At 67.7% G+C, this 22,602-nt stretch carries 20 protein-coding genes, 2 tRNA genes and 1 pseudogene; 9 read left to right on the top strand and 14 right to left on the bottom strand.

The window, feature by feature from the left end; translation table 11 throughout:
* Window positions 1-54 precede the first annotated feature (54 nt).
* From IEY68_RS28885 to IEY68_RS28875, 3 genes are all read left to right on the top strand, one after another.
* On the top strand, window positions 55-963 hold the full coding sequence (locus tag IEY68_RS28885) for a thioredoxin-like domain-containing protein (protein ID WP_058854891.1): 909 nt from the start codon (window positions 55-57) through the stop codon (window positions 961-963).
* Window positions 963-1,694 (top strand): DUF305 domain-containing protein, encoded by a 732-nt coding sequence (locus IEY68_RS28880; RefSeq protein WP_082681347.1) that lies wholly within the window; start codon window positions 963-965, stop codon window positions 1,692-1,694. Before IEY68_RS28885 ends, IEY68_RS28880 begins: the two co-directional genes overlap by 1 nt.
* Before the next feature lie 93 nt (window positions 1,695-1,787).
* Window positions 1,788-1,860: transfer RNA gene (locus IEY68_RS28875), tRNA-Arg, on the top strand.
* Window positions 1,861-2,145: 285 nt separating this feature from the next.
* Here IEY68_RS28875 and IEY68_RS37205 read toward each other — a convergent pair.
* A pseudogene (locus tag IEY68_RS37205) lies at window positions 2,146-3,072 on the bottom strand (FAD-dependent monooxygenase); the annotation flags it as partial.
* 146 nt (window positions 3,073-3,218) lie between these two features.
* On the opposite strand from IEY68_RS37205, the gene IEY68_RS28865 reads away from it, so the two are divergent.
* Both IEY68_RS28865 and IEY68_RS28860 read left to right on the top strand, forming a co-directional pair.
* A complete protein-coding gene (locus IEY68_RS28865; RefSeq protein WP_189094542.1) occupies window positions 3,219-4,049 on the top strand; it encodes a transcriptional regulator in 831 nt (276 codons plus the stop codon).
* A gap of 194 nt (window positions 4,050-4,243) precedes the next feature.
* Window positions 4,244-4,495: a hypothetical protein gene (locus tag IEY68_RS28860; RefSeq protein WP_156426178.1), complete on the top strand. Its 252-nt coding sequence runs from the start codon at window positions 4,244-4,246 to the stop codon at window positions 4,493-4,495.
* 125 nt (window positions 4,496-4,620) lie between these two features.
* On the opposite strand, the gene IEY68_RS28855 is transcribed toward IEY68_RS28860, so the two are convergent.
* The 4 genes from IEY68_RS28855 to IEY68_RS28840 all read right to left on the bottom strand — a co-directional run bounded on the left by IEY68_RS28855 (window position 4,621) and on the right by IEY68_RS28840 (window position 7,776).
* Complete coding sequence (locus IEY68_RS28855) at window positions 4,621-4,800, bottom strand: hypothetical protein (protein WP_156426179.1); 180 nt, start codon at window positions 4,798-4,800, stop codon at window positions 4,621-4,623.
* 293 nt (window positions 4,801-5,093) lie between these two features.
* Window positions 5,094-5,483: a nitroreductase family deazaflavin-dependent oxidoreductase gene (locus IEY68_RS28850; RefSeq protein WP_082681351.1), complete on the bottom strand. Its 390-nt coding sequence runs from the start codon at window positions 5,481-5,483 to the stop codon at window positions 5,094-5,096.
* Between the two features lie 265 nt (window positions 5,484-5,748).
* Window positions 5,749-6,690 (bottom strand): CgeB family protein, encoded by a 942-nt coding sequence (locus IEY68_RS28845; protein ID WP_058854895.1) that lies wholly within the window; start codon window positions 6,688-6,690, stop codon window positions 5,749-5,751.
* A gap of 54 nt (window positions 6,691-6,744) precedes the next feature.
* On the bottom strand, window positions 6,745-7,776 hold the full coding sequence (locus tag IEY68_RS28840) for a hypothetical protein (protein ID WP_058854913.1): 1,032 nt from the start codon (window positions 7,774-7,776) through the stop codon (window positions 6,745-6,747).
* Window positions 7,777-7,954: 178 nt separating this feature from the next.
* On the opposite strand from IEY68_RS28840, the gene IEY68_RS28835 reads away from it, so the two are divergent.
* Window positions 7,955-8,509, top strand: coding sequence for an Rv0361 family membrane protein (locus tag IEY68_RS28835; RefSeq protein ID WP_082681348.1), 555 nt, complete (start codon window positions 7,955-7,957; stop codon window positions 8,507-8,509).
* Between the two features lie 16 nt (window positions 8,510-8,525).
* Entirely contained in the window at window positions 8,526-9,938 is a 1,413-nt protein-coding gene (locus IEY68_RS28830) for a metallophosphoesterase (RefSeq protein WP_063000224.1), read from the top strand.
* 66 nt (window positions 9,939-10,004) lie between these two features.
* On the opposite strand, the gene IEY68_RS28825 is transcribed toward IEY68_RS28830, so the two are convergent.
* Window positions 10,005-10,076 (bottom strand) — tRNA-Cys (locus IEY68_RS28825).
* Between the two features lie 179 nt (window positions 10,077-10,255).
* Here IEY68_RS28825 and IEY68_RS28820 point away from each other — a divergent pair.
* Entirely contained in the window at window positions 10,256-10,795 is a 540-nt protein-coding gene (locus IEY68_RS28820) for a MarR family winged helix-turn-helix transcriptional regulator (RefSeq protein ID WP_058854914.1), read from the top strand.
* Between the two features lie 148 nt (window positions 10,796-10,943).
* The gene (locus IEY68_RS28815; protein WP_058854897.1) at window positions 10,944-11,990 is read left to right on the top strand and encodes an Hsp70 family protein; all 1,047 of its coding nucleotides are present in this window, start codon (window positions 10,944-10,946) and stop codon (window positions 11,988-11,990) included.
* A gap of 28 nt (window positions 11,991-12,018) precedes the next feature.
* On the opposite strand, the gene IEY68_RS28810 is transcribed toward IEY68_RS28815, so the two are convergent.
* The 8 genes from IEY68_RS28810 to IEY68_RS28775 all read right to left on the bottom strand — a co-directional run bounded on the left by IEY68_RS28810 (window position 12,019) and on the right by IEY68_RS28775 (window position 22,593).
* Window positions 12,019-12,795, bottom strand: coding sequence for an enoyl-CoA hydratase (locus IEY68_RS28810; protein ID WP_058854898.1), 777 nt, complete (start codon window positions 12,793-12,795; stop codon window positions 12,019-12,021).
* A gap of 102 nt (window positions 12,796-12,897) precedes the next feature.
* Entirely contained in the window at window positions 12,898-13,656 is a 759-nt protein-coding gene (locus tag IEY68_RS28805) for an ESX secretion-associated protein EspG (protein ID WP_058854899.1), read from the bottom strand.
* Window positions 13,657-13,662: 6 nt separating this feature from the next.
* Window positions 13,663-14,460, bottom strand: a complete 798-nt coding sequence (locus IEY68_RS28800; protein WP_058854900.1) for an ESX secretion-associated protein EspG — start codon at window positions 14,458-14,460, stop codon at window positions 13,663-13,665.
* Entirely contained in the window at window positions 14,457-17,174 is a 2,718-nt protein-coding gene (locus IEY68_RS28795) for a WXG100 family type VII secretion target (protein WP_058854901.1), read from the bottom strand. The genes IEY68_RS28800 and IEY68_RS28795 overlap by 4 nt, the downstream gene beginning before the upstream one ends.
* Before the next feature lie 93 nt (window positions 17,175-17,267).
* Window positions 17,268-17,747, bottom strand: coding sequence for a YbaB/EbfC family nucleoid-associated protein (locus tag IEY68_RS28790; RefSeq protein WP_058854902.1), 480 nt, complete (start codon window positions 17,745-17,747; stop codon window positions 17,268-17,270).
* 137 nt (window positions 17,748-17,884) lie between these two features.
* A complete protein-coding gene (locus tag IEY68_RS28785; protein WP_058854903.1) occupies window positions 17,885-18,205 on the bottom strand; it encodes a hypothetical protein in 321 nt (106 codons plus the stop codon).
* A gap of 31 nt (window positions 18,206-18,236) precedes the next feature.
* Window positions 18,237-21,863 carry a WXG100-like domain-containing protein gene (locus tag IEY68_RS28780; RefSeq protein ID WP_189094541.1) on the bottom strand — a complete coding sequence of 1,209 codons (3,627 nt, stop codon included), beginning with the start codon at window positions 21,861-21,863 and terminating at the stop codon, window positions 18,237-18,239.
* Window positions 21,864-22,047: 184 nt separating this feature from the next.
* A complete protein-coding gene (locus IEY68_RS28775) occupies window positions 22,048-22,593 on the bottom strand; it encodes a hypothetical protein (protein WP_058852962.1) in 546 nt (181 codons plus the stop codon).
* Window positions 22,594-22,602: the final 9 nt, after the last annotated feature.

Raw genomic sequence — 22,602 nt, 5'->3', positions numbered from 1 at the left:
CCGACTGCACCCACTGGACACTGTTCAACAACGTGGAAAGAAGCTGGGACCGGTATGCCGAACAGGACGAGCGCCAAATCGGCGAAGGCCGTGCAGGCGGCGGGCAAAGTCGCGGGTGCCCGCGCGAGCGGCGGTAAGAACAAGGGCAAACCCCCGATCACACAGCGAATCCCCTGGCTCACCATCGGCGCGGTGGTGCTGCTGGTCGGACTGGTCGCGGCGCTGGCGGTGAACCTGGTGCCCAAGTATCAGGAGAAGGCAGCCCTGGAGAAATTCACCCCGTCGGAGCAGAAACAGGATCCCTCCGACCAGATCCAGGGCGTGGTCAAAAAGGAGTACCCGGCCGGTCTGCATATCGACGGGACCCAGCGGGTGGCCTACGACCAGACCCCGCCGTTCGGCGGCCCGCACGACGCCTCGTGGGCCAACTGCATGGGCACCGTCTACGACAAGGCGCTGCGCGACGAGAACGCGGTGCACTCGCTGGAGCACGGTGCCGTGTGGATCACCTACAACCCGGACAAGGTCGACCAGTCCGGTGTCGACACGCTGAAGAAGAAGGTCGAGGGTGAGCAGTACATGCTCATGTCGCCGCATCCCGACCAGGAAGCGCCGGTCTCGCTGCAGTCCTGGGGCCATCAGCTCACGGTGAACAGCGCCGACGACGAGCGGGTCGGCCAGTTCATCACGGCGTTGCGCCTGAACAACTTCGCCTACCCCGAGGTCGGCGCCGACTGCGCGACCGTCGCCTTCGATACCCAGAACCCGCCGCCCTACGACCCGAGTGAACCGGGTCCCGACGCCGTGCCGATGGACGGCGCCGGCCTGCAGCCCGATCAGGGCGAGCTCGGCGGTACGGGCGCGCCCGGCGGTCTGCCCGGAGGGTTGCCGGGTGGTATCCCGGCGATTCCGGGGATGCCCGGCACGCTGCCCGACCAGCAGGCGCCCGGAGCCGGACAGTAATGCCGGACGCGGACACCTCCGAGGCCGAACCCCGCCCCGAATCCGGTCTGCGCGCCCAATTACGCGGTCAGCGCACTCCGCTGCTGATCATCGCCGCGATCGCGCTGCTCGTGATCGGGTTCGGAGCGGGTGTGCTGCTGTCGCCGGACGATTCCGGCGACAGCGCCCCCGGCCCGGTCGATATCGGATTCGCGCAGGATATGTCGGCGCATCACACCCAGGCCGTGGAGATGTCCGGGATCGCGCTGCTCGGTTCCACCGATCCGGCGGTCCAGCGCCTGGCCTACGACATCCTGACCACCCAGCAGAGCCAGATCGGCCGGATGCAGGGCTGGTTGCAGATGTGGGGCGCCCCCGCCCGCGGCACGGACGGCTACATGGGCTGGATGCACGATGCGCAGAGTGCGGATCAGCACGGCGGCGACGGCCACGACCACGACTCCGGTATGCACGAGACCGGCGCGATGGCCGCCATGCCCGGAATGGCGAGCACCGAGGATATCCAGCGATTGCGCGACGCGCGCGGCACCGCTCTCGATGTGCTGTTCCTCCAGCTCATGCTCCGCCACCACGAGGGCGGGGTGCCGATGCTCGAATACGGCGCCGAACACGCCGGAACCGGTGAGATCAGCATCCTGGCCGGGCAGATGCTGGCCGCGCAACAGGGTGAAGCCCGGCTCATCACCGATATGCTCACCGCCCGCGGGGGCCGGCCGCTTCCGCTGAACTGATCCGCCACCACTCGTTTTGGCCGCACCGGCGGTGATGCGATACGCTGTGGACCGCCCGATCGACCGGCTGACGGTCGAGCCGGGTGGATCCCCGCCCTCGTAGCTCAGGGGATAGAGCGTCTGCCTCCGGAGCAGAAGGCCGCAGGTTCGATTCCTGCCGAGGGCACGTACGAGGAAGGCCCCCGACCAGCTGGGTTCTGGTCGGGGGCCTTTCTCCTTGTCGGGTGGCGATCAGTTGTTCGCGCGCTGGATCGATCGCTGGACGAGACCTCGGATACCCGGGCAGCTGGATGGCGCGCAGCATGAGATCCCCGGCCCAGACGTGCGCACGGGTGGGCGGAGCGAACCGGCTGATCCCCTTGCGGGCCAGGGCTTGTCGTTTACGGACCTCCGGGCGCAACGATTGCTCCCAGGTATCGAGTGCGGCGGCGAGGTCGTCGCCGTGGGCCGCTACAGCGGCGCCGAGACGGTCCGCGCCGTCGAGGGCGAGGGCCGCGCCGTAGCCAGCGAATACGGTCACACACCACGCGGCGTCGCCGAGGAGTACTACCCGGCCGTGACTCCACCGGTCGATGACGATCTGACCGACCGAATCGAAGTAGGCGTCGGCCGGATCGGCGGCGAGCTGCTGGAGTGCCTCGGCGATACCGCCGCCGAGGTCACCGAACGCCGCGGTGAGCGCGGGCGCGGCGCCGCGTGCCGATTCGGCCGACGAGTCGGGGCTGCGGTAGGTGAAGAACGCCGAGGATCGGCCCGGGCCCAGGTTCATGACCGCGGCTGTGCGCCGGGGTCCGAGGAACGTAGTGCCGACGCCTTCGGGAACATGCGCGGGAACGGTATCGAGCGGGAAAGCGCCCACCATGTGATCCAGTTCCACCAGATAGTCGGCTTCGGGGCCGAAAACGAGTTCGCGGATCCGGGAGTGCACGCCGTCGGCGCCGATGAGCAGGTCGGCCCGCAGGTGCGTGCCGTCACTCAGCGCGACCTCGACCGCATCGGTTTGCTGGGTCACCGCCTGCACTGTGGTGGCGAACCGGATATCGGCGTGAGCGGCCACCACGTCGTACAGCGCGGACTCCAGATCGCCACGGAAGAGGCTCAGCGCCCGGTTTCCCACCGCCGCCTGCGCGACGGCGGCGGGCACGGTGAACTTCTCCCGGCCGTCGGCGTGCACGAGAACCGACGTGAAGAATCCGATATCCCGTGGAACGAGCGCGGGCAGCAGGCCGAGCCGCTCGGCGGCGTCGTATCCGGGCCCGTGCAGGTTCAGCAGGTAGCCGCTGCTGCGCCGCGCGGGGGCCCGCTCGAGCACGACGACATCCCAGCCTTCCCGGTGCATCCGCAACGCCGCCGCCAGCCCGGCTATACCCGCGCCCACGATCACCGCCCGTTTCGCCTCTGGCCCGCCGGGGTGTCGCGCCGCGTTCTCGTAATCGACCACTACTGCTCCTGGGTGTCGGCCGCTGTTCGAATATCGTCAACTAATAGTTGACGATACCGGAATCGTCAACCTAAGGTTGACGAATGGAACCTCGGGTATCGGCCGATGCCGGATTGCTCGTACTCCATGCTCTTCGCTGCGGTGGCCACGCGAGCGCCGTCGCCCTGTCGGTAGCGACCGGGCCGACAGAGTCGGTGGTGACCGGATGGCTGCTCGTCCAGAATCGCCAGTTCGACAGTGCCGCCGACGCATTGGCCCGGGCCATCGACGAAGCCCCCGACCGCTGGACCGCCGCCGCGCCCGTGAACGCCCTCGTGTGGAGTCATCTCCGCCAGGGACAGCTCCAGACGGCGGCCGATCTCGCGCAGCGGTGGGCCGACGATATCGAGCCCCGGTTCTCCCGGGCGACACCGATACAGCTCGCGCTGTGGGGCCGTTTGTGGTTGTACGTCGCGAATGTCGGGGTGCGCGACAACAGTCCAGGAGTCACCGAGGACGCTCTCTCGCTGGCGAAATCCGCAGCAGATCGGATCGGCCGGGAGATGTCCTACGACCCGGCGCCACACCGGCCGTACGGACCGGTCACCGTCGCCCAGATAGCAGGTGAATGCGCCGTCATCACCGGCCGGCCCGACCGGGTACTCGCCATCGCGGACGCCATACCGGCGGCAGCCGTACCGTCGCAGACCGCCGCGCCACGGCTGCGGCACCGGCTGGACGTGGCGAATGCTCATGTCGCGCTCCGCGATTACGGCGAAGCGGTGGCCACCCTCCAAGATGTACGCGGTCTCGCCCCGGAGTGGCTGCCGCAGCAACGCTACGCCCGCGACATCCTCGGCTCGATTGTGCGGCACCGCCGGACACTCACGCCCGAAATGCGCGAGCTCGCCGATGCGGTCCGCCTGGAGTACTGACGATCCCGAGCATTCGCTTGTGCTCCTTCGGACCGGTCCGGGCCGGAATGGACACAGACACAGCGCATTCGAGTTGAGAGGCTCTGTCCCGGCCCCGGCGCCGGGTCGAACGGCTTTCCACCACCGTCGAGAATTCTCGTTCCTCGCCCTCCCCGGCGCCGGGTGCCTGCCACCACAACTCACCGGGGAGAAACATGCACGAGCGACGCACTTCCGGCCGCCCACCGACAAATCTGGCCATGGCCGGGACCATGCGACTTCTGCACGACGAATACCGCACCGATATCGAGACCCTGCGGCGGGTCGCGGCGGGGATCCGGGCCCTGCCGGGCCCGCCCCGGGAACCGTCCGGGGACGATTTCGCCCGGCTGCGCGCCGAATTCGATTGTGTGGTCGCGCGGTTGCGGGCGGCGGGCTACAAGGAGCTCGACCGTGCCCGGTGGTAGCCGGCGCGCGCTCGTGCTGCGACGGTTCGATGCCGATCCCGGGGATATCGAGCGGCTGGTGCGGCGGTACCACCTCGACGTGGTGTGCACGGTGGTCGTCGATACGACGTCGAAGCTCGCGGTGATCATCGCGGGTCCAGCATCTCCTGGAGCACGACGCCGAGGTGGTCGTGGTCCCGCATCTCGTGGCGGATGCACGGGCGGGTACGCACTGGCACGCGGTCACCGTCCTCGCAGACCTGGTCACCGCCGATGTCCTGATCGATCGGGGCGCATTCGGTCAGCCGAGACAACTGTGAAACCACCGGACCGGCCTCGGTCTGCTGCGAATGCGGACCGTCCGCGTTCGGCTCACCTGATGTGTGGGGCCCAGAGCCGATATGACACCACCACCGCCACCCGGCCCCTTCCCGAGACGGAAAATTCCCGCCCATCGTTCGAGGGGTTCCGGGCGCGGTAGAAAAGCACTGGTCGGCTCCTTTCGGGCACCGCCGGGAGCTGCAGCCACAATCCCGTAGTGGAAACGCGAAGTGCTCCCGGCCACCAACGATCGGGAGCCTTCGCAAGGGCCTAGACCCTTACATCCCGAGCCGACTCGTCAGCGCGGGGACAGCCGGACCACCGGGTATTCGCGATCGGATCTGCGCTGGTACTTGTCGTAGCGGGGCTGAGCGGCCGTGATGCGCTGCCAAGCCTGGACGCGAGCGTCCCCGTCCAGGAGCTGGGGCGTCACCGGTACGGCGGCGTGTCCGTGCAGTTCCACCGCGGCGCCGTCCGGGTTCGCGACCAGATTGGTGTACCAGTCCGGGTCGCGGTCGCCGCCGCCGGACGCGACCACCAGCCAGGTGTCCGCGCCGTCGGCGAACCAGGTGATCGGAGTTTCGCGCGGCTGCCCGCTGCGGCGGCCGGTGGTGTGCAGGATCAACATGTCCATACCCAGGTATCTGCCGCCCTTACGGCGGATCCGGGCGGTGGTGCGGGTGTTCATCTTCCGCTGGAACCACAGGGACAGCCGCCGCAGCGGCCCGCCCTCGTGTGTGCCGGAATCTCCCTGCTCCTCACTCCGTGCCATCTGTCTACCTCCAGTCGGTCGTCCGGATAGCGATCCTCATCGGTGCGCAGCCCTCGGCCACGTGACCGGTTAGACGCTAGCCCGGCTTCCCTACCTGGGCTTCTCGATTCCTGATCGATCCCGACACCGTGTCACCGGCGGGATACTCCCTGCCACGGGTGTGCGCCCCTGGGCTGTCGTGTCACAAGCTGTGTCCCACCCCGGAAGAACCGGGTGACGAGGCCGGGCGGATCGGTATGCCGAGTTCTCCGGACGGAGGCAGCGCTGCCACCGCGGCGGCTGTGTACTCGGTCGCCGATCGGCTCCGCATGATCTCACGGCCCACTTCGATCCGTGCCGCACGCTGTGTGGGGGTGGACAGGTAGCGCAGGCAGGTGGAGACCAGATTCTCGTAGTCGTCGAAGACGACTGCCGCGGCGAACTCGGACGACTCGTCGATATCGGCACAGTTTTCGGAGATGACGAAAATACCGTTGGCCAGGAGATAGGAGACACGCACGATTTCGAAGACCCCGGCGGGGTAGTAGTGCGTATTCAGCACGATCTCGGCGCGGGCGTACATCGCGTCCCGCGCGGGACCGTACAGTCCGACATGAGCCTGGGCATTGATCCCGAGCCGGCGCAGGCGCTCGATCGGCGCCAGTCTGTGCTCGTTGAGCGATCCGACCACGAGGACATCGATATCCCGTTCCGGCGCGGGTGGGATCCGCTCCAGTTCGGGAACATGGCCGATCGGCACATGATGGACGCCCTCGATACCCAGCTCGCGAAGAGCGGCGATATTACGAAGGCTGTAGTCCCATACGGTGTGGCGGCGGAAGAGCGCCAGCAATTCGTCGGTGATCCACTCCGATCCCGGTGCGACCTGCTCCAGATTGAAAAGAACCGCGTCGTCGGGGACCTGTATGCCCCACCAGTGGAGCGTATTGCTTCCGAAGACGATATGTCTGCGGCCCGGTATCCCGATATCGTCGGAGAGCACGCTGTCGAAGCCGGCGCGGCACAGCGCGTAATGCACTGTCTCGGCAACCTCGCGGAAGGCTTCCCGATGCTGATACGAGAGCGGCGGCGCGATGGTGACAGCGAACTTCTCGGTATCGGCGCCGGGCGGTGGTACCGGCATAGTGATCGAACTTTCTGGTTGTCCGGGCGGCCACGGCCGGCTACGAGCCGACCGTCAATCCAATGAATTCGCCAAACGCGCGTGCAAGTCCAGCAGGTCCGGGATCTGGGCGGCCGGACGGCGGCCGAAACCGCATTCGGTGGCGATACCGAACTCGGGCACGAACGCGGCCGCGGCCTTGATTCTCCGACGGGCGCCTTCGAACCCGTCGGAGACGTGCACGAGACCCAGGTAGAGATCGGTCTCCGGGACAGTCGCGAGGCCGGTGAGCGGGGCGAAATACGCGGCGTCCGTGCGCCCCTTGGGGACGGGCAGATGGACCCAGTTCAGCGGGCGGGTCAGCGCGACGGCCACACCGGAGGCCACATCGACCAGTTTCGAGGTATCGGCCGGTTCGACGAAATGCTGATGACCGAAATCGCCGTAGCAGAGGTGGTAACCCAGCTCCACCCCAGCGGGAACCGAATCACCGAGGCGGGACAACCGCTCGATCACACCACCCAGCCGGGCGGGATAGTCGTCGCCGAACCAGCACGGGAAAACACCCTCGAACAGAGCGAATTCGACGGCGGCGTCCCATTGGATCGCCAGATCCTCGTGCGGAATCGCCGAGGTGATCTGATCCAGTTCGGCCAGGATCGCGGCCTCGTAGCGGGTTTCCAGTTCCGCCTGCGGGCCGGCGACGAACGCGCCGACCACCGCGATCGGAGTCGGCAGACCGACCTGGAACCGAACCCCCGGCCGGATCAGGCCCTGCTCGCGGAGTTGTTCGAACACCCGCCACGATTGTCGCGCCGCCTGCGCGTAACCCAGCGAACCGAAATCGATGGCCCCCGGCTCGATCCCGGGAGCCGGCCGCACTCGTTGGCTCGGCCCGTATTCCGGGCTCGGTGGCGGCACGGTGACCAGGCTGGGATGTGCCCGCAATCTGGGCAGCTGCCACACCACCCCGTTGTCGCGATCTCCGGTCTCACCATCGGGGATCCGGGTGATGTGCCCACCCAAACGGGTGGCTACCTGCGCGAAGACCGCCGCGGCGTCGGAGAGCGGCACACTGCCGCACAGGTGGACACCACGACCGACCATGACACATACCTCCACGTATTCTCCGGGTCCCGCCGGAAGGAGTGTATGAGCGCCGACGCTGTTGCGCGCGCGGAGCACTCGGCCACTACCGGCAATGGGACAGGCGCCCCGCCGAATCGGACCTCCACGCGGGGCGTGTCGTAGTGTTCGGGAAAATCCCCCGGGAACGGAGAACGTTTTGACTCAGCCACCGGCAGGCCCGCCCCCGACCGGCCCGCAGCCGCCCGACGGCACCCCGCCCGGCCACCCCCAGCCGACAGGCCGCCCGCCCGGCAAGCGGCGGACCGGCCTCATCGTGGGCGCGGTAGTAGCCGTACTCGTGGTCGTCGCCGCCATCGCCGCCGTGGTGGTGCTGACCCTGCAGGGACGCACACCGCTGTCCTCCGACGAGCAGCAGATCGAGGCCTCGCTGCGCGAGTTCTACGGCACGCTCAGCGACGACGGTTTCGCGGCCGCCACCCATCTCGCCTGTAAAGCCGATCGCGACGAATTCGACGCGATGTCGGATGCGGAGAAATCCGAGGCCGAGAAGCTCGGATTCAAGGTCGAGATCGATTCGGTCGACAATATCGTCGTAACCGGCGACCGCGCCGAGGCGGAGATCAAGGGCAAATTCAGCCTGTCGGCACCCGGCGGCGGCGAAGACGAGCAGATGGACGACAGCTCCGAAGAGAACCTGGTGAAAGAGGACGGCGAATGGCGGGTCTGCTCGTCGGGTGGCGAAGCGAAGTGAGCGAAGGCGAGCGACGATGAGCTGCTGCGGGCCGACGCGGCGCACCGTACTCGGCGCGCTCGGCCTCGCGGCACTGCTACCCGCCGCCGGATTCTCCGGTGCGGGCCGGGCGACGGCGTCGCCCGGCCCGGTGCGGGCGACCGACCTGGAAGTCGTCACGGTCACCGATACCTCCGCAGTGCTCACCTGGACCAGCCGGGACCCCGGCAGCGCGGTCCCGGTGGACACCCACGGTGAGGTCCTGCTCGGCCCGGCCGACAGCAGGAGCCCGCTACGCCCGGTGTGGGCCTCCAGCGGCGCCACCCCCTTCCACTACGCCCAGATCGACGGCCTCGAACCGGGCCGGCCCTACCGGTTCGAAGCCAGGTCGTCCGGGGTGCGCGCGATACCGGCGGCTTCTGTCGCCACTGGGCTGCCGGGCACACCGGAAACCACCGCATCGTTCACCACCCTGGTCCCGCCGCCGGGACGGCTGCTGCGGACCCTGGCGCTCGCCAACGATGTCCATTACGGGGAAACCGTCAGTGGCCTGGTGGCCGGCGACCTACCGCCCGGGTTTCGTCAGGAACCGGGTCAGCCGCCCTATCCGGAGGTCATGTTCGACGCCGTGCTCGGCGATCTGCGCCGCCCCGATCGTGGTGCGGAACTACTGCTACTCGCCGGTGATCTGACGGCGGAAGCGCAACCCGCGGATCTGCGCGCTGTCCGCGCCCGGCTGGATCGGTGGGGCGCCGAGGGGCAGGACTATCTCGCCGTCCGCGGTAACCACGACCGACCGCACACCGGTGCGGAATACGCGGACTGCCCCGCCGTACCCGGTGCGCCGGATCACCGCGATTGCTGGAGTGAGGTTTTCGGGCCGCGGCAACAGGTTATCGAACACGAACTCGGCGGTCTGCGGGTACTCGGCCTGGACACCAGCGCGCTCGACGGAGCCGGTGGCGTGCTCGACGCCGCGCAATTCGACCGGGTCACCGAAATGCTGCGGTCCGAACCGGACCGTCCCACCGTGGTTTTCGGACACCATCCGGTGACAGTGGAAGCCGGGCTGACCAATACCGCCGGTCCGGGGTTCGTCCTGGACCGCGACGCCGCGCTGCGGCTGCAGCGGCTGTACGAGGGTGCGCCGGGCGTCTTCCTGCAGCACAGCGGCCACACCCACCGCACCCGCCGGACCCGGCCCGATACCGCGTGCGCGGTCGAATTCCTGGAAGTCGGTGCGATCAAGGAATATCCCGGCGGATACAGCCTGCTGCGGATCTACGAGGGCGGCTACGCGGTCAATTTCTACAAGACTCGCACGCCGGAATCGCGGCGCTGGAGCACGCTGACCCGTGGTGAATACTTCGGCCTGCTTCCTGAATACACACTGGGGACTTTCGCCGACCGCAATCATGTCGCGCTGCGCGACTTCTCGGGGCTGACCTGATACACGGCGACAGAAATGACGCCGCCGGGCCGGAGTCGCGAGGACTCCGGCCCGGCGGGCCCACAGAGCGAGCGGCGGGAATTGAACCCGCGTAAACGGCTTTGCAGACCGTTGCCTGAACCACTCAGCCACGCCCGCGTGACTCGATGATCATGTCCCGCCGTCGCCCCACAGCCCATAGTTGGGCTCAGTGGGATCACAACCGGTGACAGCGAGCGGCCGGGCGGCGGCGTGGTGGTGTGTACCGGGTGACACCCACCACCGGCGGGCGGCCGCGACACGGCTCGCGGGTGGGGCGTCGTGCAATGATCGAATACATGTCTCGCCCCCCGCTGCCTGTCGATCCGATCCAGGAGGCCCACCGCCAATGGGTCGGCCACGGATGGGGCGCGGTCGCCGACGGGATGGCCGCGGTGACCTCGCTGGTCCGCGCCCAGCAGATCGTCATGGCGCGCGTCGACGAAGCCCTGCGGCCGACCGGGCTGACCTTCTCGCGCTACGAACTGCTGCAATTGCTGAACTTCAGCGCCACGGGCGCGCTGCCGATGGCGGTGGCCAGCGCCCGGCTCCAGGTGCATCCGACCAGTGTCACCAATTCGGTGGACCGGCTGGAGGCGGCGGGGCTGGTGAACCGTGTACCGCACCCCAACGACCGACGTGCCACGCTCATCGAGATCACCGATGCCGGAAGAACTCTCGTCGCCGAGGCGACCGGCTACCTGAACGAACGCGTATTCGCCCGGCCGGAGCTGCCACCCGAGCGGCTGCGGACGCTCTTGCAGTTGCTGGCCGAGTTCCGGCACACCGCGGGAGACTTCGATACCGGCGAGGAACCGGCCCGCTGGGCCGAACCCTGACCGGAAGCCGGCCGGGCCATCCGGATCGGGGCATACCGGGCGTACAGGGCCGCGGCAGTGGGCGAACACATCACGCGCAGGCACCCGTTCAGCAAATTTATCGGTGGTTCAGCTTGGCAACGACCGACCCGCGGCGCACCATATGTTTATGGTGCTGGTTCTCGGGGTATCAGTAGGCGCCTCAGGTGCGCGTGCGGTACTCACCCATTCGGATCAACCACACCTGCCGCCGATCGATCGCTGCCATATTCCGCGCCCGGCGCGCACCTCGGTGGCCGATCCGGTCCTCATCGCGATCCGCCGTATGCACAACGCCGCGCACCGGCGCGACGAGTACATCACCGGAACCGCGGTGACCTGCCAGAACAGAGAGCAGGCCGACGTCGTGGGCGATGCTCTCGGTACCGGCCGGGTGACTCTGGTGGACGAACCGCTCGCCCAGTTGCGATACCTCAGATTCACCGAGAAACTGCCGGCAACCGGGGTCGTATCCCTGTTCGACCTGGGCTCCTCCGGGCTGACCCTCACCCAGATCGACTGCCGGACCGATACGGTGCTGGCCGGAACCCACTGCCCGGGTCTGGGCGGCGACGGCTACAACGAACTACTGTGCGACTGGCTCGACGGAGCCGGCGTCTTCACCGACGAGGCGGCGGCCCGGCGGTACCGGGAAGCACTCAGCAGTGCCCGCGTGGTGACGGCGGCCGATCCCGATACCGCCGAACGCGCGGTCATCACCCGCAGCGATCTGGCCGAGCTCTGCGCGGACGCGGTACATTCGGCCGCCACTCTGGTGCACCGGGTCGCGGAGCAGACGGAGGCGGCACCGGCCGCGGTGGCCCTGCTGGGCGGCTGCGCCCGCAATCCGGCCCTGCGCACCCGCTTGACCGACCTGCTCGGCCTGCCGCTGGTATGTGATTCCGAACCGGAGTACGTCTCGGCACGCGGTGCGCTGCTGTTCGCGGCCGAACGTCCCGCCGCCGGTATCCGCACCGCACATATCCGTGCGGGCGGCCAAGTGGTGCCACTGGCCCCGCCGACGGTCGGGCGGCGCAAGGTGTACGCGGCCGCGGCCGTGACGATCGGGCTCGGCGCGACAGTGGCCGGGCTGCTCACGGCACAGAACGGATCCGCGCAGCCCGTCCGGAACAACTACGTACCCACCGATATCCTGAACGCCCCGCCCGAGCCTTGATCCCGGCCCGGGCAGTGGGCGGAGGAAATCAGCGGTTGGTGAACTCCGCGGGCCGCTTGTCCACGAAGGCCGCCATGCCCTCGGACTGGTCCGCGGTCGCGAACAACGAGTGGAACACCCGGCGCTCGAAGCGCAGCCCCTCGCCCAGGGTGGTCTCGAAGGACCGGTTCACCGCTTCCTTGGCGATCATGGCCACCGGCAGCGACATCGACGCGATGGTGGCACCGACCTCGAGCGCGGTGTCCAGCAGTTCGGCGGCGGGCACGATCCGGGCGACCAGACCGGCGCGCTCGGCCTCCTCGGCATCCATATTGCGGCCGGTGAGCACCAGATCCATAGCCTTGGCCTTACCGACCGCCCGGGTCAGCCGCTGCGAGCCGCCGATACCGGGGATAACACCCAGCTTGATCTCCGGCTGACCGAACTTGGCGGTATCCGCGGCGATCAGGATGTCGCAGATCATGGCCAGTTCACAGCCGCCACCCAGTGCGTATCCGGCGACCGCGGCGATGGTGGGCTTGCGGAACTGGGCCAGCCGCTCCCAGCGGGCGAAATAATCGTCCATGAACATGTCCATGTAGGACTTCGGCTGCATCTCCTTGATATCCGCCCCGGCAGCGAAGGCCCGGTCCGAACCGGTGATCACCACCGCGCCGATCTCATCGTCGCGTTCGAGCGCGTCGAGAGCGCCGATCACATCATCGAGGACCTGCGCATTGAGCGCGTTGAGCGCCTTGGGCCGGTTCAGCGTGATGAGGCCGACCCTGTCCTTACGCTCCAGCAGAATCGTCTCGAAGTCGGTCACAGCACATCCTCTGGTCGAAACGGTTATGAATATCGGTGACGATACCGCGCGGGTCGCGGTCGTCGGCGAGGTGGTTTTGCCCGGTTGCGCCCTTCCGGCGCGCTAGGCCGACAACCTGGTCATGATGTGCGTCATCTGCGCGTCCACCCAATCGGCCTGGGCCGCGCTGTCCATCCCGACCGCGGTGTCCACCGGTTCTCCCACCGTGACCGCGTACCGGCCGTCGCCGGGAACATCGCGCCAGGCCAGCCCCACCTCGACGATTCCGCGAACCCGGAACCCGAGATGGCCCTGGATCACCTTCACGAAACCGCAGTCGGTCAGCGCGGCGGCGGGCGCCACGGCCACCGCGACGTGATCACCCGCGTAGGGCTCGTTGCCCGCGTCCGCCAGCTCGTCGCGCACCGCCGCGGCGTCGCGTCCCGCGACCGCGTCGGGCAGCAGCCCGATCACGGTCCGCCCGAGTTCGGCCGGCTCGCAGTCGGCGATATCGAAACCACCCGCGTGGGCCAGGGTCTCCCCCGGCCGCTGCGTGATCACATAGCCGCGCGCACCCCGCCGCACGGCGTGCACACGGGTCCGGCGGCCCGGGTCGGCCGGGGCCCGGGTGTCCCACGCGTGCGCGACGACCATGAGATCGGGGCGGGACAGCGTGGCGGTGAACGCGTCGAGCTCCGGCCCGGCCCGCAGCGCCAGCTCGGCGCGAACCGCGGCCTTCTCCGCCTCGTAGTCGTCGGCATAACGGGTCCGGCTGGTGAAGGTGAACGGTGCGGGCAGCCCGCCGATCCGATTGTCCCCGCCCAGCAGCACGAACTCCAGATCGGTCAGCTCCCAGCGAATTCCGGCACTCGGATCAGTCACCGGCGGTCATTCCTCGGTCTCCATATTGCGGTCCAGCCGAGCCACCACCACGGCGACCTGCTCATCGACCCATTCGATCATCCGCTTGGTACCCATCGCCGTCGCCGACGGTTCCGGCTGCCCGAGTGGGATCACGTACCGGCCGTCGTCCGGCAGATCCCGCCACAGCAGGCCCATTTCGACGATGCCGCGTGGACCGAACTTCGAACGGCCCTGAGTCACCTGGACATAGCCGGTGCCGGTGGCGGGTGTGTTCAGGAAGGTCGCGGTGTAGGCGGAACTGTAGTCGTCGTCATTGTCGGAGATGAACGACAACCCCGGCCCGTGTCCGCGATCGGTGACGACCGCCGGGTCCGGAATCGGCATATCGGGCAGGCGTCCGGCCCGCGCGAAGGGGACCAGGCCGAGCACCGTATCGGCGAGCGCCCGTGGATCGCAGCCGACGATATCGAACCCGCCGCTGTGGTCCATGGTCTCGCCCGGACGCTGGGTGACCACGAACCCGCGCGCCCGTTGCCGGATGGCGTAGGCCCGGGTGCGCGCCTTCGGGTTGTCGAAATCCTGATCGTCCCAGGCCTGGAGGGTGACGACGATATCCGGTTTGGCCAGCGCGCCGCCGAACCCGCCCAGTTCGCCACCGAACCGGGTACGCATCGCCCGGCGCGTCTCCGACACCTCGAAGGCGTAGTCGTCGGCCATCCGGGTGCGGCTGGTGAAGGTGAACGGGTCCGGCACCTCCCCCTGCCGGTACTCGTCGCAGAGAACCTTGAACTCCAGATCGGTCAGTGCCCAGCTCTCACTCATGGTTCGATCACCGGCTTGACCTTGTCGGGGCCGTCCTCGAACACTTCATCCAGATTCGCCCGTGAGGTCAGGAACTTCGACGGTTTGTACTCGTTGTTCTGTCCACCCTGCGCGGCCGAACCCGGAGCACCACCGCCCATCATCGGAGAACTGCCGGGGCTGCCGTATCCCGACGATCCCTGCTGCTGGCCGAGGGCCGAGAACTGCTGTGACTCCACCGCGGGCAGCGAGGCGCGCGGGAACAACTGGGGGGAGCGGGCCTCGACCGGCTGATTGGGGGGCGGAATCTCGGGGCCGCCCACGCCCCCACCGCCACCTGCCCCGACGCCACCACCCGCGCCACCGCCGAGGGCGGGTTCGAGCATCTGCCGCAATCCCTGTTCCAGCTGGGCCGGGTCGGTGATGCGCTGCAGTTCCTCGAGCCCCGGGAACATGCCGCCGAGCTGGGTGAATGCCTGCAGGCCCTGGGTGAGTGAACCCACCAGCTTGTCGAGGATGCCCTGCAGTGGGGACGAGGAACCTCCGGTTCCGCCCGACGTATCGTCGGCCGGCCTGTCCGGGTCACCGGCGAGTGGGATGTTCTGACTGTCGTCGCCGGACTGCGCCGAATCGCCCTCACCGCCCAACATATCGCTGAGCATGCTCGACAGGGGCAGATCCTTGAACGACTCCGGAACGTTGGAGGCGTCCACACCGGGGATGTTCTCCAGTAGTTCGCCGACCGTGGGCATCTTGCCCCCGAACAGACCCTCCAGCAACGAATCGAGTCCCGACCCGGAACCGTCGGTGTTGCCGTTGAGCAGGTCCTCCAGCGACGATCCGGACTCGTTGCCGTTGAGCAGGTCCTCCAGCGAGGACTCGGGGTTGTTGCCGGCCAGCAGATCTTCCAGGGACGGTGTTTCGGGAGTGCCCTGAGTGGAGCCGCTGTCGTTGCCGTTGAGCAAGTCTTCCAGCGAGGGGACATCGGGAGTCTCGGGGGTATTGCTCGGCGAGGACTGGCTGCCGCCCTTACCGCCGCCCTTACCGCCGCTCTGGCTACTGCCCTTACCGCCGCTCTGGCCACCGCTCTGGCCGCCGCTCTGGTTGCTGGGAATCCCGCCGCCGGAGCCGCCCTCACTACCCCCGGAACCGGAGCTCTGACCTTCGGGCAAATTGCCCGCCATGCTCTCGAGCTGTTCCTTGCCCGCGGTGAGGCCCTCTTCGTAGCCGGTCTGGTAGCCCTGATCGTACTGCTGCTGGCCTTCGCCGCTGCCCGAGCCGCCGCCCGACCCCGAGCCGGAACCACTGCCCTGCTCCGAGCCCGGCCCACCGCCGGAACCGGCAGTACCACCGAAGTCCGGACCGCCGCCACCGGTCCCCGAGCCGGAACCGGAACCGTTACCGGATTCACTGCCGCCCGAACCACCGCCGGAACTACCGCCGTATCCACCGCCGGAACTACCGCCCGAACCACCGCCGGAACTACCGCCGTATCCACCGCCGGAACCGGAACCGGAACCGCCGGAGCCACCACTGCCCTGCCCGTCGGCGAAGCCCTGCGCGTAGCCGTCCTCGTAGCCGTCCTGATAGGTCCCGCTCCCCGAACCCGAACCACTGCCGGAACCCGAACCGGACCCGGAGCCGGAACCCGAACCACTCCCCGAACCCGAACCACTGCCGCTGCCGGAGCCGGAACCACTGCCCGAACCCGAACCACTCCCCGAACCGGAGCCGCTGCCCGAACCGGAGCCACTCCCCGAACCCGAACCACTCCCCGAACCGGGGGCAGGCGGGGCGACGAGAGGCCCGTCCAGAACGGGCATGACCGACACCGTCTCCTTCAGCGGATCGAGGTAGTACTTCTGCAGGAAGTCACGGAACCATCCGGTGATCTTGCCGGCGCAGCACCCGCTGGGCGGATTGGGATCATTGGGCATGAACGCCTTGGTGAAGGCCAGCCAAGTCGCCGTGTAGGCGAGACTGTCGCGCACCTGCTCGAGCGCGTCGACCAGCGGCTGAATATCCTTGCGGTAGGTACGAATGGCATCCAGAGCCGCCGCGGAACCCTCGCCTTTCCACGAATTGCTCAGTGGCATGATCTTGTCCACCAGCGAATTCAGCTTCGCCTTCAGATCGCCGGCATACGATCCCCAGGTCGCCGAGTGGTTCATCACGGCCTGCGGATTGATGGACTGGCCGTGGTCGTACATCTCTCGCCAGCCGACAGCATCCTTGTTCTCGATACTGACGATATCGCCCGGATCCTTGTTACCCGCGTAGTACTTCATCCCGGTCGGGATCGGGGGCAGCGAATCGGTCGGGACCTCCCCGCCGGAGGTACTCGGCTTGTATTCCGCCGCGCCCTCGGGAATCTTGATATTGCTCAACGTATCCGCCGACGACTGGTCGACATCGGTGTAGGCCTTACCGGCCGCCACGAAGAGCTCTTTGAAGCCCTCCAGGATCTTGGCGTGGTCGTTCAGGATCTCGTAGAGGCGACTGCCCTTCCCCGAATAGACACCCGCCAGCTGATTACTGGAGCCGAGCGCGCCGAAGATCGCCGGATCCAGCATGTCGATCTTCAGGTCCACGATGGACTGCGCCATCCCGCGGATATCGTCGACCAGGTCGGCGGCGGCCTGTGCCGCGGTGATCGCATCCTTCGGCGAGAACTGCAGATGGCCCTCGTTCGCCTGTGTGGTCAGGTCGAACAGAGCCGTCGGTTGCAGTGCCATGGAAATTTACCTTCCGTATCGCGTATCACGCGCGGTCGTGACGAATCGGTTCCCGTGTCGGATCGAGAATCAGCCCGTGGCCGGCGTTGTCTGTCAGTCTCGGTCCGCGACCACCGACCGCGGCCCCACGTCGTCCGGATCGTCCGGTGCGTGGCCGGGCCATTCGGGGGAACTCGGCGCCACCGTCGGCGCGGGCGTCGGCTGCGGGATCAGGCCGCCGAGATCCGGCGCGCCGTTGATCATCTCGGAGAGCTTGGGCAGCGAATCCCGATGCTCCAGAAGAGGATTCATCAGTTCACGCGCCTTGGCGTTCACTTCCCGCGCGGCCTCCTGAACGGCCAGGGTGATGTTCTCCGCGATCTCGTCCATGGTGAGGTCCAGGATGTCCTCGGCGAACTTGGTCTCGATCAGCAGACCATCGGCATTGACGGTCACCTGGATCCGCTTATCGCAGACCAGGGCGGTGGCCGTGAGCAAGGAGCGCTTCTTCTGCACCTCGGCGATACCGCGCATCTGATGGCTCAGACCGGCCATCATGGTTGCCATATCTTCCTGCAGACGTTCGTTCACCACGGCGCTACCTCAGTCCTTCCAGCCGGGCGTGAGCCCACACACAACTACAAAGTCACGTCCCTGGATTACAGCGCAGCACTCTGAATTCCGAGTGGCGCGCAAGAGAATTCGGCGCGCTGCCGCATTTCGCGCGGACCTCAGAACTGTTCGTCCATCGAACGCAACTCGTTCACGGCATCACGCTGCCCGACGGCGAAGGAATTGAACGTCCCCGAGATCCCGTCGACGCCGTCGAGCAGATTCGGTTTCGAGGTGCCGTAACCGTTGTTGTCCTCGCCGTTGACGAACTTGGAGCCGAACGTGTCATCGCCCCACGGCTGGCCGTTCGACTCGTCCTCGAGCCCTTCGAGCCGGCTGCGGAGCCGATCGCCGACTCCCTGCACGGAATCGGAGAGTTCCTGGGTCACCACCGAGGCCCGCTCCAGCTGGTCGGGGTCGACCTCTACACGATCCACCATGATTCGATCTCCTTCTCTTCTCTCCGCCGCTTCACTTCATTGTGAACGGCACGTCCACGCCCGCGGATTCGTTCCCCGGATCGCCGCCGAATACTTCCCCGGGCTGCACCACCGTGCCGTCCGGTACCACCGCGCCGGGCAGGATCACCGCACCTTCGTGCACCACGGCCCCCGCGCCCACCACGGCCCCGGACTGGACAACGGCGCCCTCGTGGACCACAGCGTCCTTCCCGACCACGGCCCCCTCCTGCACCCGTGCCCCGGGATGGACGATCGCGCCCTCGTGCACCTCGGCGTCCTTACCCACGACCGCGCCGGCCCGGATCTCCGCTCCCGGACCGATGGTCGCCGAGGGGTCCACCACAGCGTCCGGATGGATGACAGGCGGTGGCTGTGGATGGTCATCCGGACCATCCGGATCGCCGGGCGGCGGCACGGCACCGTCCGGCAACCAGCCGTCGGTGGGCACATCCGGCCCCTGGAAATCCAGGATCGGGTACGGAACCCGCATCGGCCAGCGCTGGGGCCGCGGTTTACCGCGCACATCCTTGCCCTCGCCGTGTTCGTCGTGAATCGGGTTGTTCGCCCGGTTCGCGTACGCGTCCCGGTACGCCTCGTACGCCTCGCGGGAACCGCGCTCCAGATCCTGGAGGCGCCACAGTGGCAGCGGCCCCGGCACCGGCGGCGGAGCCCCTGGTGGACGCACGGGCCCGAGCGGTACGTCATCACCACCCGGCGGAGGCGGAGGCGGACGCAACGGCGCCGGCGGCACCCCATCACCACCCGGCGGAGGCGGAGGCGGACGCAACGGCGCCGGCGGCACCCCATCACCACCCGGCGGAGGCGGAGGGAGCGGGAAGTCCGACAGGGATACCGAATCGTCGGAATCCGACAGTGGCGATACGGGTCGGGACAGCGGCGACCCGGGTCGGGACAGCGGCGAGACCCGGCCGGATTCCGAACCCCCGATGAACCCGGTCCCGCGCTCCGGACGCGGTGCCATCAGCGGTGGCGGCTCTCGATGCGGTGGCCCGTGCGGAGCCCCTCCCGGCGGGACCGGGAACTGCGAGAGCAACCCCGAATCCACCGAGCCGTCGGATATCGACTCCTCATCCCATTCCCGCCCCGGCGGCAGCGGGAATTCCGGAATCGGATCCCGCGAACCGTCGGTCGACGACTGCTGCCCGAACTGCGAATAGGTATCCGAATCCGAATCACCGAACCACTGCTGCTCCTGCAGCCGGCCGTCGTTCGACAGACCCGCCGGGGGCGCCGGCCGCGGGATATCCGCCGGCGGCTGCCGAGGAGGCTGGTTGGTGGACGACGATTGCGATGCCTGCTGCTGGGCCCCGGGCGAAGACTGCGCGGCGGACTGCTGCGGTGGCGGCACCGGGTTCGACTGCGGCGACTGGGGCGGCGGCTGTTGAATCGGCTGGGTAGACGGCTGCGGATGGCCGGGCTGCAGTATCGGGGAATCCGCCCGCGGGGTACCCGGCTCCGAATCGGACAGCGGCGCATCGTAGATATCCGACATCGAATCGGCTCTGTCTCCGAACTGCCCCCCGAAACCGTCGTTGTGCCCCAGCGGACCGAACTGACCGCCGAATCCCCCGTCCTGCAGCGCCGGTCCCGGGCCACCCGCCGTCATCGTGCTGTCGTCGCCCGGTACCGAGGCGCCGTCGACGAAAGAACCCTGCCCCGGCGTCCAGGTTCCTTCGGGCGATGCATCGCCCGCAACAGACGAGGTATCCGAATCCGAGGAGAACCACGAACTCTGCGGCATATGGTTCGAATCGGACCGAAATCCCCCCTGATCACCGATCGGGCCACCGTACTGCCCGCCGTTCCACTGCGCCTCGCCTCGGTCACCACCGAACCCACCACGGTCACCACCGAACCCACCACGATCGCCACCGAACCCACCACGATCACCACCTAGACCACCACGATCGCCACCAAACCCACCACGGTCACCACCGAACCCACCACGATCGCCACCGAAGCCACCACGGTCACCACCTAGACCACCACGATCGCCACCGAACCCACCACGGTCACCACCTAGACCACCACGATCGCCACCAAACCCACCACGATCACCACCGAACCCACCACGATCGCCACCGAACCCACCACGGTCACCACCGAACCCACCACGATCGCCACCAAACCCACCACGGTCACCACCGAACCCACCACGATCGCCACCGAACCCACCACGATCGCCACCGAACCCACCACGGTCACCACCGAACCCACCACGGTCACCACCGAACCCACCACGATCACCACCAAACCCACCACGGTCACCACCGAACCCACCACGATCACCACCTAGACCACCACGATCGCCACCAAAGCCACCACGGTCACCACCGAACCCACCACGATCACCACCTAGACCACCACGGTCACCACCTAGACCACCACGGTCACCACCGAACCCATCCCGGTCACCATCACCGCCGCGATCACCACCACCGCCGTCGTGACCGCCCTCATCTCCCCCGCCAGTGGTCGATGCGGGCGTGGTCGCCGGCGCGAACAGACCGTCCCCCTGATATCTCTCGAAGCGCCACAGCTGACCCCGGAACCAGTAATCGGATCGGAACGCCGACGCATCGGTGAATCCGTCGGCGGTCTTGGGGATATAGCTGTTGAAGGCCGCGCCGCCACGAACGCCGCCGACAATGCCGCCTTGAGCGATGTTGCCCACCCAGCCCGGCGCATTGGAGAAGGCCGCGAAGTCTCCACCGGCGGCCAGCGCGGTGGCGAGATTGCCGAAGACGGCGCCGAAGGCATCCGCGGTGGCGCCGATGAACATTCCGCGGAACGTGCCCGTGGCGGCGTTGTACACCAGTTTGTTGGGGACTTTGCTGAGGGCGTGGTCGACGAGTTCGCCGAAATACCGGCCGAATTCACGCGCCGGGATCGCGCCGGCGGCACCGCCGAGGGCCCCGAGACCGAACTCCTTGCCGTTGAATTCGTGCCGTTTACCGTCGGCGATCTGGCCGGCCTGGATGCTGCCGTTGATCGCCATGGGCACAACCGCGCCCTCGACCGCGCGGGCGCCGTACACACCCCAGCCCTTCGCGGTCGGCCATACCAGATTGCCTTTTGCGAGTTCTTTCCAGAAATGTCGTTTCACCGCGGTCGACGCACCCAACCGGCCGGCGATATTCGCGATCGTCTTCTGCACCGCGTCCTGGATGATCTTGAGCGCCGAGCGGGTGGAAACGATCGCGGCGGCCTCCACCGCGGGGGCGGTGGGCGGGAAGAGCCAGGCCCAGGCGATCTCGATCGCCAGCCAGCACAGGGTCAGGATGATGGTGAGCTTGGTGGCCTGCAACTCGGTGCCCATATCGAACGTCGAGTCGTACTGCGTCATCATCATGTTCGCGATCGCCTCGAGGGAGTGATCGCCGCTGCGGAAGGTGTCGTACCGTGCGCCCATCTCCGTGCGGGCCGCACCCTCCGGATACGCGTTCATGGTTGTCTGTTTGGCCTCGTCTATCTTGGCCAGCAGCGCGGTGAGCTCCTTGCTCGCTTCCTCCCAGGCCGCGGCGACATCCCACGCCCTGTCCTCGTCACCGTCCGGCCACTCCGCTCCGGCTATCCAGCCCAGCCAGCGCAGTCCCTCCGGCAGATATAGAGTCATACCGGGTAGGTCGCGACCGTCCGACCCAGCTCACTCACCGCTACCTCCCTGACGGTCGACACCAGTTCCATTGCAGCGCATCGGACTGAACTGGCAGTGGCGCGGCGGCAAATTCGACGCAATAACCCCGCGACCCCTCTGCCTACCGAGCTCGTATCCGCCCGGACCGAGCGCGGCGGCCGCTTCAGGCGCGCACGATACCGGCGGCCGGCCACGCCCCGTCGCGACGCAAGAGCTCCTCGGCCCAGATGACGGCCTGCGTACAGGTCACGTGTATCTCGTCGGAATCAGTGCGGTACCGGAATGTGCGCTTGTCGATGGTCAGTACGTGGTCCACCGGGGCTTCTTCGGGCGGCTCGGTCAGTGAACGTCCGCGGACGCGGTACGCGATCTCGTCGGCGGTCTCCTGGGCCCGGTCGACAGCGATCTCCCACGTCGGCGGATATACCTGGTAGCCCTGTACCGGTTCGCCCGCGCGAATATCGTCGTCGTACATTTCGCCGACCATCATCGGGTGCAGGCTGCCGTGTGCGGTGATCACTCCGGTGCTTCGGTTCACCACGAAGTTGCCCTGGCCGAAGCCGGCGTCGGCGGCCTGCTCCGCATCGGTGAGCACCTTCCGGCACACCCACCCGAATTCGCACGGATACACATCGAATCCACTGTCCGGACCGAATGCCTGGGCCAGGTAACGCCGCACCTGATCCCGGGTTTCCAATCGTTGCGCCATATCGCCTTC

The organism is Nocardia jinanensis (assembly GCF_014645735.1).
Classification (GTDB): domain Bacteria; phylum Actinomycetota; class Actinomycetes; order Mycobacteriales; family Mycobacteriaceae; genus Nocardia; species Nocardia jinanensis.
This window is presented reverse-complemented; position numbering and strand designations above follow the sequence as displayed.